6 protein-coding genes and 1 pseudogene are annotated in these 16,415 nt (G+C 40.2%); 4 read left to right on the top strand and 3 right to left on the bottom strand.

Annotated features, from left to right (window positions below):
- Positions 1-228 (bottom strand): annotated as a pseudogene (locus A3EE_RS0104195) (transposase); the annotation flags it as partial.
- Between the two features lie 87 nt (positions 229-315).
- Positions 316-1,887 carry a bifunctional GNAT family N-acetyltransferase/carbon-nitrogen hydrolase family protein gene (locus A3EE_RS0104200; RefSeq protein ID WP_018342187.1) on the bottom strand — a complete coding sequence of 524 codons (1,572 nt, stop codon included), beginning with the start codon at positions 1,885-1,887 and terminating at the stop codon, positions 316-318.
- Positions 1,888-2,152: 265 nt separating this feature from the next.
- Between A3EE_RS0104200 and A3EE_RS0104205 the strand changes: the two genes are divergently transcribed.
- From A3EE_RS0104205 to A3EE_RS0104220, 4 genes are all read left to right on the top strand, one after another.
- Positions 2,153-5,509, top strand: a complete 3,357-nt coding sequence (locus A3EE_RS0104205) for a S8 family serine peptidase (RefSeq protein WP_157446882.1) — start codon at positions 2,153-2,155, stop codon at positions 5,507-5,509.
- 9 nt (positions 5,510-5,518) lie between these two features.
- Positions 5,519-6,769 carry a competence/damage-inducible protein A gene (locus A3EE_RS0104210; RefSeq protein ID WP_018342189.1) on the top strand — a complete coding sequence of 417 codons (1,251 nt, stop codon included), beginning with the start codon at positions 5,519-5,521 and terminating at the stop codon, positions 6,767-6,769.
- A 128-nt stretch (positions 6,770-6,897) separates the two neighbouring features.
- Positions 6,898-8,253, top strand: coding sequence for a dihydrolipoamide acetyltransferase family protein (locus tag A3EE_RS0104215; RefSeq protein WP_018342190.1), 1,356 nt, complete (start codon positions 6,898-6,900; stop codon positions 8,251-8,253).
- Positions 8,254-8,350: 97 nt separating this feature from the next.
- Positions 8,351-9,238: an FkbM family methyltransferase gene (locus A3EE_RS0104220; RefSeq protein WP_018342191.1), complete on the top strand. Its 888-nt coding sequence runs from the start codon at positions 8,351-8,353 to the stop codon at positions 9,236-9,238.
- 64 nt (positions 9,239-9,302) lie between these two features.
- On the opposite strand, the gene A3EE_RS0104225 is transcribed toward A3EE_RS0104220, so the two are convergent.
- Complete coding sequence (locus A3EE_RS0104225; protein ID WP_018342192.1) at positions 9,303-16,118, bottom strand: T9SS type B sorting domain-containing protein; 6,816 nt, start codon at positions 16,116-16,118, stop codon at positions 9,303-9,305.
- Between the last annotated feature and the right edge of the window lie 297 nt (positions 16,119-16,415).

Raw genomic sequence — 16,415 nt, forward strand, 5'->3', positions numbered from 1 at the left:
TTCATTAGATTTAGGCATAACTGAGTCGCTTTTATTGGACATGTCAAAGTTACCATATTTTTTCAACCATGTTGCAACCGTGTGGCTACCTTGAATTCCATACTTGTCGTGGGCTTCTTTTACACTTATTAAACCCTGCTCAATTTCCTGAATTACAGCTAATTTAAAGCTATAGCTGTAGTCTTTTGAACTTCTTCTAACATACTGTTTCTCTGATTCTTCTTTCATAACGTTACTTTTTATGTATCGCTATTTCAGGACGAGACACATGATTAAAATAAAAGGCCTCCCTTAAATAACGGGAGGCCTTTTATTTTAATGACTTTCATCTTCATCCTTTTTGTGCAGCCAGCGCAATTCGTACAGATCGTTGCGTCGTGTTTCCATGTTACGTACCGAACCAAACTTACGTTGACGTTTTAACAGATCCAGATCAAGATCAGCAATCAATGTAGTTTCTGTATTCGCAGTTGCTTCAGCCAGTGTTGCATCATGCGGGAATATAAAATCAGATGGTGAATAAATACCCGATTGTGCATATTGAATATCCATATTCTCTACACCCGGCAAATTACCTACACTTCCGGAGATCGCAACATAACATTCGTTCTCTATCGCACGTGCCTGCGCACAACGTTGTACACGTATGAACGCAGATTTTGTATCGGTTAAGAACGGAACAAAAATAATGTTTACTCCTTTATCTGCAAGTAAACGGGATAATTCAGGAAACTCAATATCGAAACAGATCAAGATCGCAATCTTTCCTGCATCTGTTTCAAACACCTTCAATTTATCTCCGCCCTGTAAGCCCCAGTAATTGGCCTCATCCGGTGTTACGTGCAATTTATACTGATAATCCCAGGTACCATCTCTTCTGCATAAATACGAAACGTTATACAAACCATCGTCTTCATATTTAGGCATACTGCCTGCAATAATATTAATATTATACGATACAGCCAGTTCTGTCATTTTAGTCCGTATCTCTTCGGTATAGTCTGCTAAAGCCCTTACCGCATCAGATGCAGAGTTCTGATTAAACTTTGCCATCAACGGTGCATTAAAAAATTCAGGGAACACACAAAAGTCTGCTTTATAGCCTGAAACCGTATCCACAAAGAACTCGATCATTTTATACAACTCATCAACAGAAGCCATGTTCCGCATCTTCCATTGTACAAGTCCAACGCGAACCAATGTTTTATTTCCGCCAAACAAAATTTCATCGGCTTCATACAAGGCATTTTTCCATTCAAGTAACGCTGCATACGCTTTAGAATCCAGGTCATCCGGAAGATAGCCCTGAACAATTTTGCGCAAGTGAAAATCATTTGCCAATTGAAACGTCAACACCGGATCAAAAATTTCTTTCTTTTTAACTTCATCAATGTATTGACGTGGCGTTAATTTCTTTGCATATTTTTTATATCCCGGAATTCGTCCACCTACAATAATTGCACGAAGATTAAGCGTTTCGCATAACTCTTTACGTGCATCATACAATCGTCGGCCTAAACGCATCCCTCTGAATTCGGGGTGTACAAAAACATCTATTCCATACAAGGTATCTCCTTCCGGATCGTGATTGGATAATAAACCATCACCTGTGATCTGTTGATAGGTATGCTTGTCACCATAATTTGCATAGGTTACGATCAAACTGAAGGCAGCAGCAATTACCTTTCCATTGTCTTCTATACAAATCTGACCTTCGGGAAAATAATTCAAATGTGATTTCAGTTCTTTTTTTGTCCATGAACCGCCAATATCTGCATACACAGATTCCATGATCTCACAGATATCATCGTAATCACTTAATTTAACATTCCGTATCTTTAATTTATGCTCTGAAGCATTCCCTTCAGCATCCTTACTCTTAGCCATATATCAAGTTTCCTTCTTCCAATTTGTACAATATCCTAAGTTACGTATCTTATAGTAGAGTAAAAATCGAAATGGGTTAAACTCTATATTAAATTATCTTACATACTCATATTCAATTTATTATATTATCGAAAGTATAACCAGTCCCTACGTCAATATTTACCGGAAATGAAGTTACTTTTTGATACTTTTAGACATAAACTGAAGTCTTACTGAATAGTTAAAACTAGCAGTAGCCTTTTTACGTTTATGAAATAGATTAACTATGAAAAACCGAACCGCATTTATACATCATTTTTTTCTGACGCTATGCATGCTCCTCTTGAGCTGCAATAGTTTATTTGCTCAAAAGAAATCGTCGAATGCTGATTATGCGGAGAACATTTTATTGGTAAAATTAAAACCCCAATCCGTTTCTTTTTTTACAGATAAGACATCGATTGATCAAATTAAAAATACCATTGCACCTGCAGCACTTATTAACTACACCAGAACCTTTCCAAACATACAAGCCCCTACCATGGAAGGCCATGTAGACTTGAGTTTAGTTTATACACTTACCTTTTCAGAAATTTCAAAAGCCGATCTGCCTGCCTTAGCAGCAACCTTAATGACGCTGGATGCATTTGAATATGTGGAATTGAAATACATACACAACCAGCAAGCAATCTTTTATCCGAACGATCCCTATGTTCCGCTCTTTCAACAGAAGTATTTAGCACGCATGGGAGCCATTCAGGCATGGGCGATTGAACAGGGCGATCCCAATGTTATTATCGGCATCATTGATACAGGTTCGGATACATCTCACCAGGATCTGACAAACAACATCGCATACAATACGCTTGATCCGGTGAATGGTGTGGATGATGATAACGATGGATACATTGATAATTACAGTGGTTGGGATTTTGGAAACAACGACAACAACCCGACTGTAGGTGCCAATAATCATGGAGCAAAAGTTTCAGGCATTGCCGGAGCAACGGCTAATAACGGCATAGGCGGTGCAGGTATGGGATTCAATTCAAAAATATTACCTCTCAAAGCATCCACTGATGCGGGAGGCGGAGCTATCGTAGCTGGTTATGATGCCATCGTGTATGCTGCAGAACATGGATGTAAAGTAATTAATTTATCGTGGGGCGGTACAGGCTCTTATTCTGCATTTGATCAGGATGTGATCAATTATGCAGCGATCAGTAAAGATGTGTTAATCGTTGCAGCCGCTGGTAATACAGATGAAGAAGCTGACTACTATCCTGCGGCGTATGATAATGTACTTTCTGTCATTGCGATGGATACCATTTATTCTGCCAGTGCAAATAAATACATTGATACACGTGCAGATTTTAAAAACTGGGCCTGCTGTTACAAAGCAACCTATGCCCGCTCTGTAGATATCGGTGCGCAAGGTATGGGACTTTTAGTAACCATTCCTACCAATACATATACGTTGCAGGATGGCTCCTCTGCTGCCTCTCCCTTAGTAGCAGGTGCTGCAGCTTTAGTACGTTCACATTATCCCAATATCTCTGCATTGCAAGCAGCAGAACTCTTACGTGTTACAGCAGATGTTGTAGATACATTTCCTGAAAATGTTGCATACAAAGAAAAAATGGGCAAAGGCCGGATCAATATTTACAAGGCCTTAACAGACACTAAATCTCCATCCATCCGATTTAAAAATGTTGTAGCGAAAGCAAACAATACACTTTCTTTATTCAGTGGAGATACAGTTCTTATAACCGCAGATTTCTTTAACTACCTGCGACCAACAGCAGGATTAACAATTGACATATCCTCTCAATCCGGCGATATACTTGTGTTGAACAGCATATCTATGGGTGTCATTGATAGTCTTACATCAAAATCCAATGCAGCAAATCCGCTTAAGATTGTCATTAAAAATTCTGCAACCACAAATGAGGTCATTGAATTAAGAATCGGATATACGGATGTGGCAACAGGTTATTCCGATTACCAATATTTCACCATACAAGTGAATCCTCCGTATAGAACGTTGTACAATAATCATGTCAAAACAACCATTACATCAAACGGCCGCGTTGGTTATGAAGACGTAGGAAGTACCGTTGGTGTGGGTTTTGAAAGTAATGGTACAAATATAATGTATGAAGGCGGCTTAATGATCGGACAAAATTCTTCTACCGTTTCTGATTGTGTAAGAGGTAATCCGATGGGAAGTTCTGATCTTGATTTTAAACCACTGAACATTCCGGAATTTGTAGAAAATTCAATCAAGTACAAAGAAACGTTTTCAACATTCAACGACTCTTCTTCTACCAATCCGCTACCACAGGGTATTGAATGTCTGCAACGCTCATACACTTTTAATACAACTGCTTTAAGTACAACTGTTTTTTTAGAGTATAAAATTATCAATCGTTCAAATGCAGATATTGATTCTATTTATGTGGGACACTTTGTGGATTGGGACATACAGAACTATGATAAAAATCGTGCAGGCTTCGATTACGACTCTCGTATGGGATACGCCTACGATATTACTGCCAACAATTTATATGCAGGTTTAAGTCTGTTAACCAATCAGGAAATGCATTACTATGCAATGGATAATTCTGCAGTTGGCGGAACAAACATCAACCCGAATGATGGATATACAGCAGCAGAAAAATTCAAATGTATTTCCAGCAAAACCGGAAGATACGTAGCCGGAGGGAATGCTGCAGGTAATGACATATCTATGTCGATGGCCGCACGCATCAACCATTTAAAAAAGGGTGACACCGTAGTTGTTGCCTTTGCATTACTGACTTCAAATACTACCTTGTTGGATTTAAAAATCCAATCCACTGCAGCCATACAAAAATTTATAGAAATACATACAGGCACCACTCCCCTGGCAGACTCTGTAAAATTATGTACAAACTCCACACATGATTATACAATCAGTCCGTCACCGGGACGTTCATTTAATTTCTATACAGAAATTCCTACAACTGTTTCCATACCGGCCTTCCAAGGAAAATCATTTACACTTACAAATGTTTCTGCAGCAGATACCATCTATGTAACCAATACCGATTCCTTGTATGAATCAACGTATTCCAGATTTGTTGTGTTAGAAAATAAAGCGCCTCTTGCTTTATTCAGTTATACTGCTGATGTTGCCAATGCTGCATCGCTGTTCACAAACGAAAGTATCCGATACGAATCGCTGTTATGGAATTTTGGAGATAATCAAACTTCCACACAAGATAATCCAACACATGTATATACAGTTCCGGGAAATTACATCGTAACGTTAAAAGCCAGTGACGACGAAACCTGTATCGATTCACTCAAACAAACCGTTACAATTGTATCCACTCCGCTGGCAATTAAAACATCCAATGCAAGTTCCATTAAATTATTTCCGATTCCTGCAAACGAATTCATCACACTTGAGTTCGAACAATACGACAAGTCAAGCGTTGATCTGGTTGTATACAATTCCATCGGACAACAAGTCATACAAAAAGATCAGGTACAGATCACCAACAACCGGATTCAATTATCTGTTGCAAGTCTGGAAACAGGTTTGTACTTTATACAGATAAAAAATACAACAGGCCAATTGCGGTTTGTTAAACAATAATCAAATTATATGAGCACTCAGATTTATGCCGACATCATTACCATTGGTGACGAAATTTTATACGGACAAATAACAGATACAAATTCTCAATGGATAAGCGCAGAGCTTGATAAGCTTGGCATTAAGACTCGACAAAAATCTTCTGTCAGCGACAAGGCTGATGAAATTTTACGTATTTTGGACGAATCAAGCAAACGTGCAAGCCTTGTGATCATTACCGGAGGATTGGGTCCGACGAATGATGACATCACAAAAAAAACACTTTGTACTTTTTTTAATACAGAATTGGTTTGGAATGATGAGGTATTAAAACATTTACAAAATTTATTTTTTGTACGCGGAAGAGAGTTGAGTGAATTAAATAAACAACAAGCTCTTGTACCTGCAAATTGTGAAATACTTACCAACTCCAACGGAACTGCACCAGGCATGTGGATGGACGTAAACAATGTCGTTTACATTTCCTTACCGGGAGTCCCTTACGAAATGAAAGGTATATTGAGCGAATTCGGTTTTACTAAAATTAAAAATCGTTTTCAAACACCGGTGATCGTTCACCGTATGATCAAGACCATTGGCATTGGAGAATCTACGCTTTCTGAAATTATTAAGGAATGGGAAAATGCATTACCCAAACATATTGGACTGGCGTACTTGCCTTCTGCAGGCGAAGTAAAACTTCGCCTCACAGGTGTCGGAGAAAATGAAGCGCAGATAAAAACTGAAATTCAGCAACAAATAAATGACGTACTTCCACTCATTCATACACACGTATATGGATATGATGAAGATACGTTGCAAAAATCGGTAGGAGATTTATTGAAGTCAAAAAATAAAACCATTGCAACCGCTGAAAGCTGCACGGGCGGCTATCTTGCACACCTGCTCACTTCTGTACCTGGAGCATCGGCTTACTATTACGGTTCTATCATTGCCTATCAAAATATCATCAAAACTCAATTGCTGGATGTGCCAAGTGGAATTTTACAGCAGCATGGTGCAGTAAGTGAAAAGACCGTTGAAATTATGGCAAAAGAAGTGCGTTTGAAATTGGGTACTTCTATCGGTGTTGCAGCCAGTGGTATTGCAGGTCCGGATGGCGGAACAGCTGAAAAACCGGTAGGTACAATCTGGATCGCTTATGCCGATGAAGACAAAGTGGTGACAAAAAAATTACAGCTTTCAGCCCTTCGTGAAAACAATATCCGAATGACTGCCTTGGCTATATTGAATCTCATTCGACAGCAATTAACCACATAATTGGGTTTAAAATCCTAAAATACTCACTACAAGATTGTTATTCAAACCGAAGGATTGTATAAAAAGGGTGTGTCTTAATAAAAAAAGCGTATTTTTGTGTTTAGAAACAAAACAAAATTCCGTCAGTAATGGCTTTGGTTGAATTGGTAATGCCCAAAATGGGTGAAAGTGTAATGGAAGGTACGATTTTAACCTGGCTGAAAAAGCCCGGCGATCGTATCCAACAAGATGAATCTGTATTGGAAGTAGCTACCGACAAAGTAGATACAGAAGTTCCTTCACCATTTAACGGGATTTTAAAAGAGATCCGTGCGAATCAGGGTGATGTTGTACAAGTAGGTACAGCAATCGCAATCATAGAAACAGAAGTAAATCAACCAGCAGCAACGGGTACTCCTGTTGCCACTCCTACCGTTACCATCACTCCTGCTCAACCGGCAGCAGTTGAGCAAAAGCCCGTTGCGGCTGTTGCGCAAACACATACACACATCGAACACAACAACATCAAAGGCGGTAAATTCTATTCTCCTTTGGTTTTAAATATTGCCCGTCAGGAAAACATTTCATTGTCAGAAGTGGAACAGATCGCTGGTAGCGGAAAAGACGGACGTGTTACCAAACATGATCTGTTTGATTACATTCAGGCAAAAAAAGATGGAAAGATTGCGGCAGCAAAAACAGAAAACATTGTTCAACAAACACCTGTTGAAACAAAAGCTGCAAGTACTGAGCCTGCTTATGTAAGCAAACCTGCTTCGTCAAGCAATGGCAATGTTGAGATCGTACAGATGGATCGTATGCGTAAAATGATTGCAGACCGTATGGTTGAATCGAAGCGCATCTCTCCGCACGTTACCTCCTTTGTTGAAGCAGACGTTACAAATATTGTTTACTGGAGAAACCGCTGGAAAAATGATTTCATGGAACGTGAAAATGTTGCATTGACATTCACTCCTATTTTCATTGAAGCGGTTGTGAAAGCCATCAAAGATTATCCGATGGTAAACATTTCTATCGAAGACGATAAGATTCTTGTAAAAAGAGATATCAATATTGGTATTGCAGTTGCTCTGCCTAATGGAAATTTAATTGTTCCTGTAATTAAACATGCAGATCAGTTAAATATCGTGGGCTTGACTAAAAAAGTAAACGATCTGGCAAAACGTGCACGTCAAAACAAACTGACTGCAGATGATTTATCAGGCGGAACATATACCGTTTCAAATGTTGGATCATTTGGTAATTTAATGGGCACTCCGATCATTGTTCAGCCACAAGCTGCAATCTTAGCTTTGGGTGCGGTAATTAAAAAGCCTGCTGTAATTGAAACTCCTCAAGGTGATACCTTAGGCATACGTCACATGATGTTCTTATCACACTCCTACGATCACCGTGCGATTGATGGATCATTAGGCGGTATGTTTGTACGAAGAGTAGCCGATTATCTTGAGAAATTTGATGTAAACAGAAAAATATTCGTTTAACATAAAGTAAACAAAACAAAAAACGACTTCAAGTAATGTATTTATTTGAAGTCGTTTTTGTAACAAGCCTTTTCATTATACATTTTATCTTTTCCGAATGAAGAAATTTTTCAAAAGCATCTACAGAGCACTTCCTTTCAAAAAAGAAGCATTTACATTATTGAAATATGTATGGACTCCAAGTGAATCTATTTACCGTCATTTATATTTTAAAGATGTATTTACTGTAAAAATTGATTCATCAAAAAAATTCAAGATTAAACATTACGGCTTTCAGTTGGAAAATGCAATCTTCTGGAGCGGTCTAACAGAAGGCTGGGAGAAAGAATCGATCAAACTCTGGATAAAACTTTGCGAAGATTCGGATGTGATTGTTGACATAGGTGCAAACACAGGTGTGTACGCTCTGGTTGCAAAAACAGTAAATCCTTCTTCACGTGTGTATGCTTTTGAACCTGTTGCCCGTGTGTATCAGAAACTTCGTGAGAACATTGAGTTAAATGCGTTTGACATTCATGCATACGAACAGGCTGCTTCAAATTTCAACGGCACAGCAACGATCTACGATACAGATTCAGAACACACCTATTCGGTTACCGTAAATAAAAATATGTTTTCAAGCGAAACAACGGTAGTTAGTACTACCATTGAAACCATTACGCTGGATGCATTTATTAAAAATAGCAAAATCGAAAAAATAGATCTCATTAAGATCGACGTTGAAACGCACGAAGCTGAAGTACTTGAAGGTTATTCAGAATTTTTATCTGTACACAAACCTACGATGCTGATTGAAATTTTAACAGATGAAATTGGTGAAAAAGTAGAAGCTCTGGTAAAAGATCTGAATTACCTGTACTTCAACATCGATGAACTAGGCAGTGTACGTCATGTTACAAGCTTAAGCAAAAGCGATTATTATAATTATCTTTTTTGCAGTCCTGCAACTGCAGACAAATTAAATTTGTCTTATACCCATTCTTAAAATATCCCTTCAAAAAAATAGCTCCCGTATTTATTGAATACGGGAGCTATGTATACTGTATATATTAATTTCGATTGGCTAATATCTGCACCCAGCCTTTATACTCTTCGTTTCCACAGCCAGTCTTTAAGTAATAATAGTACATTCCGTCTGAGGTATCATCTGCTTTCCAATTGCCTTCGTAATTGTTTGCTTCAAACACACGTGTTCCCCATCTGTTGTATACTTCTAAATACGATTGAGCCGGGAACATTTTTTTATTAAAATTATCTTTTTCTACAATTCTGAATTCATCATTTTTACCATCTTCGTTTGGTGTGATCAAATTTGGTATCATCAGCACCTGCTTACCTACAGCTGAAATGGTAAGTGTATCCTGGAATGTTTTACATCCAAGCTTAGACAAGTCTTCAACGTAGACATAATAAGTTGTTTCTACGTTCGTAGGAACAATGTCCAGATAATTTCCGGATGTCCGTGTAGTATCGTGACTGGAAGCCTGGATCCAATTGTATTTAAAGTTGCCCGTACCACCCGTTGCATGTACTTCTACCCTTCTTGAAACACCCACACACAAGGTATCATGCGGAGTTTCTACGGAAGCAATATCAAAATCGGGTAACCCTGCAATGATTGAAATCGTATCGCGCTGAGCCGGACCACATGCACCAGAAACCGTGTAGATAAAGCTATACGTATTACCCGGAAGCAAACCTTCTGCACGCACTTTGATCGAATCCGCTTTTGATAAAAACGCAAGCGTTGAATTGTTATAGATCGACCATACACCGTTTCCGTAAGATGAAGCAGCAGCACTCAAATCAATGTATGTATTACATGTTATGATATCAATGCCTAAAGAAACCGGAGAATTTAATGGCAATACATCGATTGAAAATTGAGCAACCTGATTGGATGTACAACCTGCCTCCGAAGTAAATTTAACACTATAGTCGCCTGCATCATATACATCGATACTTGCTAAACTGCTTAATGAATTGTTTCCTTTAAACCATTCCAGAGCACCTGTAAAGCCTGCAGATTCTGCACGCAAGGTTACAAAGTCACCCGGGCAGAATGATAACGGTCCGGAAGCAAGCAGTGCAGGGTTTTGCGGAATCGGATTTACAAGTACATCTACCGATTCAGAAACCGGTGCTGTACAATTTGATGCTGATTTATACGTAACGCTAAACGTTCCGCTTGCTGTTACTACCAAAGGGTTTGTAGACGATCCGTTCGACCACGTATACGTACCACCTGTAAATCCTGCCGTTGCCGCTGTTAAGGATACCGAGCCACCATCGCAGAAGGTTAACGGACCATTCGCTTCAATAGTAGGTTGCGGTGGAATTGGATTTACGATTACTGTTGTAGATGCAGAAACAGGTGCTGTACAATTATCAGCCGAAGTAAACGTAACCGTAAATGTTCCGCTTGTGGATACCACCAACGGATTATCAGTAGAGCTATTCGACCAGGTATAGCTACCACCTGTAAAGCCTACTGTTGCTGCTGTTAAAGATACAGAACCGCCATCGCAGAATGTAAGCGGGCCGCCTGCTGTAACAACCGGTTGTGGTGGAATCGGATTTACAAGTACCGTTGTTGCAGCGGAAACAGGCGCAGTACAATTGTCGGCCGATTTATACGTAACGGTAAATGTTCCGCTTGTTGTTACTACTAATGGATTAGAAGTTGAGCCATTCGACCACGTATACGTACCACCTGTAAACCCTGTTGATTCAGCAGCTAATGAAACAGATCCTCCATCACAGAAGGTAAGCGGGCCAGCTGCTGTAACAACAGGTTGTGGTGGAATCGGATTTACAAGTACTGTTGTTGCAACAGAAACAGGCGCTGTACAACTTGATGCGGATGTATAGGTAACAGTAAACGTTCCGCTTGCTGTTACTACCAATGGATTTGATGTTGAGCCGTTCGACCATGTATATGTACCACCTGTAAAACCTGCTGTTGCTGCTGTTAAAGATACCGAACCACCATCACAAAACGTTAACGGACCACCTGCTGTTATAGAAGGCTGTGGTGGAATCGGATTTACGATTACCGTTGTTGATGCCGAAACCGGTGCTGTACAATTATCAGCAGATTTATAAGTTACTGTATAATTACCTGAAGTTGTTACAACTAAAGGATTGGAAGTCGAACCATTCGACCATGTGTAGGTACCACCTGTAAAGCCTGCTGTTGCTGCTGTTAAAGAAACTGAACCACCGTCACAGAACGTTAACGGGCCACCTGCTGTAACAACAGGTTTCGGAGGAATTGGATTTACCAATACAGCTACCGACTCGGAAACAGGTGCTGTACAATTCGATGCTGATTTATAGGTAACAGTAAATGTTCCACTTGTTGTTACTACTAATGGATTGGATGTTGATCCGTTCGACCATGTATAAGTACCTCCTGTAAAGCCTGCTGTTGCTGCTGTTAAGCTAACAGAACCGCCGTTACAGAATGTCAATGGGCCACCTGCTGTAATAACAGGTTGTGGAGGAATTGGATTAACGATTACTGTTTTGGATGCTGAAACCGGTGCTGTACAATTGTCTGCTGATTTATACGTAACCGTAAACGTTCCACTTGTTGTTACTACCAATGGATTGGATGTTGAACCATTCGACCACGTATAAGTACCACCTGTGAAGCCGGCTGTTGTTGCTGCTAAAGAAACTGAACCACCATCACAGAATGTTAAAGGACCACCTGCAGTAATTACAGGTTTTGGAGGAATTGGATTTACTAGCACAGCTACCGATTCGGAAACAGGTGCTGTACAATTCGATGCTGATTTATACGTAACCGTAAATGTTCCTGAAGTTGTTACTACTAATGGATTAGAAGTTGAACCGTTCGACCATGTATAAGTACCACCAGTAAAACCTGCTGTTGCTGCTGTTAAACTAACAGAACCACCATTACAGAATGTTAATGGTCCTCCTGCTGTTATCGTTGGTTGTGGCGGAATTGGATTAACGATTACGGTTGTCGACGCCGAAACCGGTGCCGTACAATTGTCGGCCGATTTATAGGTAACCGTAAATGTTCCGCTTGTTGTTACTACTAAGGGATTTGAAGTGGAACCGTTCGACCACGTATATGTACCACCTGTAAAACCCGCTGTTGCTGCTGTTAAAGAAATCGAACCGCCATCACAGAAGGTAAGCGGTCCGCCTGCTGTTATAACTGGTTTCGGAGGAATCGGATTTACTAGTACTGTTGTCGATGCTGAAACCGGTGCTGTACAATTGTCGGCCGATTTATAAGTTACAGTAAACGTTCCTGAAGTTGTTACTACCAATGGATTGGATGTTGAACCGTTCGACCATGTATAAGTACCACCAGTAAAACCTGCTGTTGATGCTGTTAAACTAACAGAACCGCCGTTACAGAATGTTAATGGCCCACTTGCTACAACTGTTGGCTGCGGAGGAATCGGATTTACAAGTACCGTTACGGAAGCTGATATTGGTGCTGTACAATTGTCTGCTGATTTATAGGTAACCGTATAGGTTCCTGAAGTTGTTACAACCAATGGATTGGATGTTGAACCATTCGACCACGTATATGTACCACCTGTAAAGCCTGCTGATGCTGCAGTTAAAGATACCGAACCACCATCACAGAAGGTAAGCGGTCCGCCTGCTGTTATAACTGGTTTTGGAGGAATGGGATTTACTAGTACTCTTGTTGAAGCTGATACCGGAGCTGTACAATTGTCTGCTGATTTATAGGTAACAGTATAGGTTCCTGAAGTTGTTACTACCAATGGATTGGATGTTGATCCATTTGACCATGTATATGTTCCACCTGTGAAGCCGGCTGTTGATGCTGTTAAGGAAACAGAACCGCCATCACAGAATGTAAGCGGTCCGCCTGCTGCAACCGTTGGCTGCGGTGGAATCGGATTTACAAGTACCGTTACGGAAGCTGAAACCGGTGCTGTACAATTGTTTGCTGATTTATAGGTAACAGTAAATGTTCCTGAAGTTGTTACTACCAATGGATTGGATGTGGAACCGTTCGACCAGGTATAGGTACCACCAGTAAAGCCTGCCGTTGCTGCTGTTAAACTAACTGAACCGCCGTTACAGAATGTTAACGGTCCGCCTGCTGCAACCGTTGGCTGCGGCGGGATTGGATTTACTACTACCGTTGTTGATGCTGAAACAGGCGCTGTACAATTATCTGCTGATTTATAGGTAACGGTATATGTTCCGCCTGTTGTTACAACCAATGGATTGGAAGTCGAACCGTTCGACCAAGTATATGTTCCTCCTGTAAAGCCGGCTGTTGCTGCTGTTAAACTTACTGATCCGCCGTTACAGAATGTTAATGGACCACCTGCTGCAACTGTTGGTTTCGGTGGAATCGGATTTACTACTACCGTTGTAGATGCTGAAACCGGTGCCGTACAATTGTTTGCTGATTTATAGGTAACAGTATATGTTCCTGAAGTTGTTACTACCAATGGATTTGATGTGGAACCGTTCGACCAGGTATAGGTACCTCCTGTAAAACCTGCTGTTGCTGCTGTTAAAGATACTGATCCACCATTACAGAATGTTAGCGGGCCGCCTGCTGCAACCGTTGGCTGCGGTGGGATTGGATTTACTACTACCGTTGTAGATGCTGAAACCGGTGCCGTACAATTATCTGCTGATTTATAGGTAACAGTATATGTTCCGCCTGTTGTCACTACCAATGGATTTGTAGTTGAACCGTTCGACCAGGTATATGTTCCGCCTGTGAAGCCTGCTGTTGCTGCTGTTAAACTAACAGATCCACCATTACAGAATGTTAATGGACCACTTGCTGCAACTGTTGGTTTCGGTGGGATTGGATTCACCGTTACCGTTGTAGATGCGGAGACAGGTGCCGTACAATTCGATGCAGATTTATATGTTACCGTGTAAGTCCCTCCTGTTGTTACTACCAATGGATTGGATGTAGATCCGTTCGACCACGTATACGTACCGCCAGTAAATCCTGCTGTTGCTGCTGTTAAAGATACCGAACTACCATTACAGAATGTTAGCGGGCCGCCTGCTGCAACCGTTGGCTGCGGCGGGATTGGATTTACTACTACCGTTGTAGAAGCAGAAACCGGTGCCGTACAATTCGATGCAGATTTATATGTAACGGTAAATGTTCCGCTTGCTGATACTACCAAGGGATTTGCAGTTGAACCGTCCGACCACGTATATGTTCCGCCTGTGAAGCCTGCTGTTGCTGCTGTCAAAGATACAGAACCACCATTACAGAATGTAAGCGGACCACCTGCTGCAACCGTTGGCTGCGGCGGGATTGGATTTACCGTTACCGTTGTAGATGCTGAAACCGGTGCCGTACAATTGTCGGCTGATTTATATGTTACCGTGTAAGTCCCGCTTGCTGATACTACCAAGGGATTTGCAGTTGAACCGTCCGACCACGTATATGTTCCGCCTGTGAAGCCTGCTGTTGCTGCTGTCAAAGATACAGAACCACCGTTACAGAATGTAAGCGGACCACCTGCTGTGATACTAGGCTGCGGTGGAATTGGATTCACCGTAAATACAAATCCTGCAGTATTTTGTGTTGAACAATCTGCTGGCTTAATAGTATTTGCTACTACAACAAAATAGGTTCCGGAAGTGGATACCGTTAAGGTAGTTACATTCGTATTCGTTACAACTAAATTTGCCGCTAATACGCTCGTCTTATACCAGCTGTATGTATAGGTATCTCCTGCTTTTAATCCGGTTGCATTTGCTGTTAATATGGTTGATCCGCCCGCACATACATTGTTTACAGGCGCAGTGATTGTTACAGCTGTTGGTGCTGTACACAAAGGCACGCACAATTTTGGTTCACTCAAACAATTACAGTCTGCAAGTGCTTGTCCCAATTGAGCAGACGTAGCCGTAGGTCCGCAGTATTTGACTTGCGACGAATTTGAAAGCGGTGCGTTCCATGATCCGAATGCGGCAACTTTAAACAAGGCACATTCTCCCGCTTTAATACTATCTCCACGGATGAAATTGATTGTATTGGTTGTTTCTAAACTTGAAGTTGCAATAATTTGTGAACCCTCATTTGGATATACAGGTCCGGCATTGGCATTCACAACAATTGTTGCAGCCTTCACAATACCTGCATTGTATAAGATACCGCTGTTAATGATCAACTTCCCGCTGATCGTAATGGTAGATTCTCCACAAAAATTGGTGATTGCGTTCCCACCATTTTGCACGGTAAAATCTCCGGTCGTAGTGATTGCTCCGTTGTTTAAGATAAATCCATCGTTCTGTAAGATTACGGTTCCGGTTGTGTTCAATTTTGCACTCTTCCCTACTGTTATAATACCACCCTGATTGGAAGTAATGGCAGCTGTATTAACCGTTGAATTATCTTCCGCAATAATGAATATCTTTTTACCTGGATTTAAATTCGGAGTAATGGTTAACGTAGCACCTGCAGTAGTTCTGAATCTGGACATTCCATTGATCGTTGCACTCGTTAAAGAAGCACCTGTATTATGCGCAATAAATGAGAACGTATCTGCTTCGGTAACCAACGAATTGATATTTGTATTATCTCCGAAACTTTCAATTGTATTGCTCAATGCAGTAGCTCCAAGCTGTACATTCGTCAATTGAACATTGGGAGCACAGATTTTAACCGTTACATTTTTATAATTTGAAATAACCGTAAAAAAAGAACCACCTGTTATACAAATAGTTTGGTTATCGGCAGTGGCAACAATAGCCGAATTACTTGTGTAAGTATTCGTACAATTATTACATTGAGAATAGGCGTGTTCAAAAACAAAGAATGTTGTAGATAACAGTAATATTCTATTTAACAGTGACATAGTCATTCATTTAAAAAGTACAAATTCATACCTTATATATAAAACAAAAATAGCTAATATATAAGCATTTACAAAAAATAACGTATTTAAATAATTGTACTATACATATGAATTTTAATACAAAACAAAGAATCAAATAATGAATAAATGCAATAAAATTCATGAATATTGTAACTGAAATCTTACATAACAAAATACTCCAATCTAATCTTTGTTCTGTTTAATTAAAATTCATTTTTTTATAAAAAATGTCGGATTTTGAATCAAATTTTAAAAGAACAGACTCATAAGTTAAAC

This window comes from Cytophaga aurantiaca DSM 3654, assembly GCF_000379725.1.
Lineage (GTDB): Bacteria > Bacteroidota > Bacteroidia > Cytophagales > Cytophagaceae > Cytophaga > Cytophaga aurantiaca.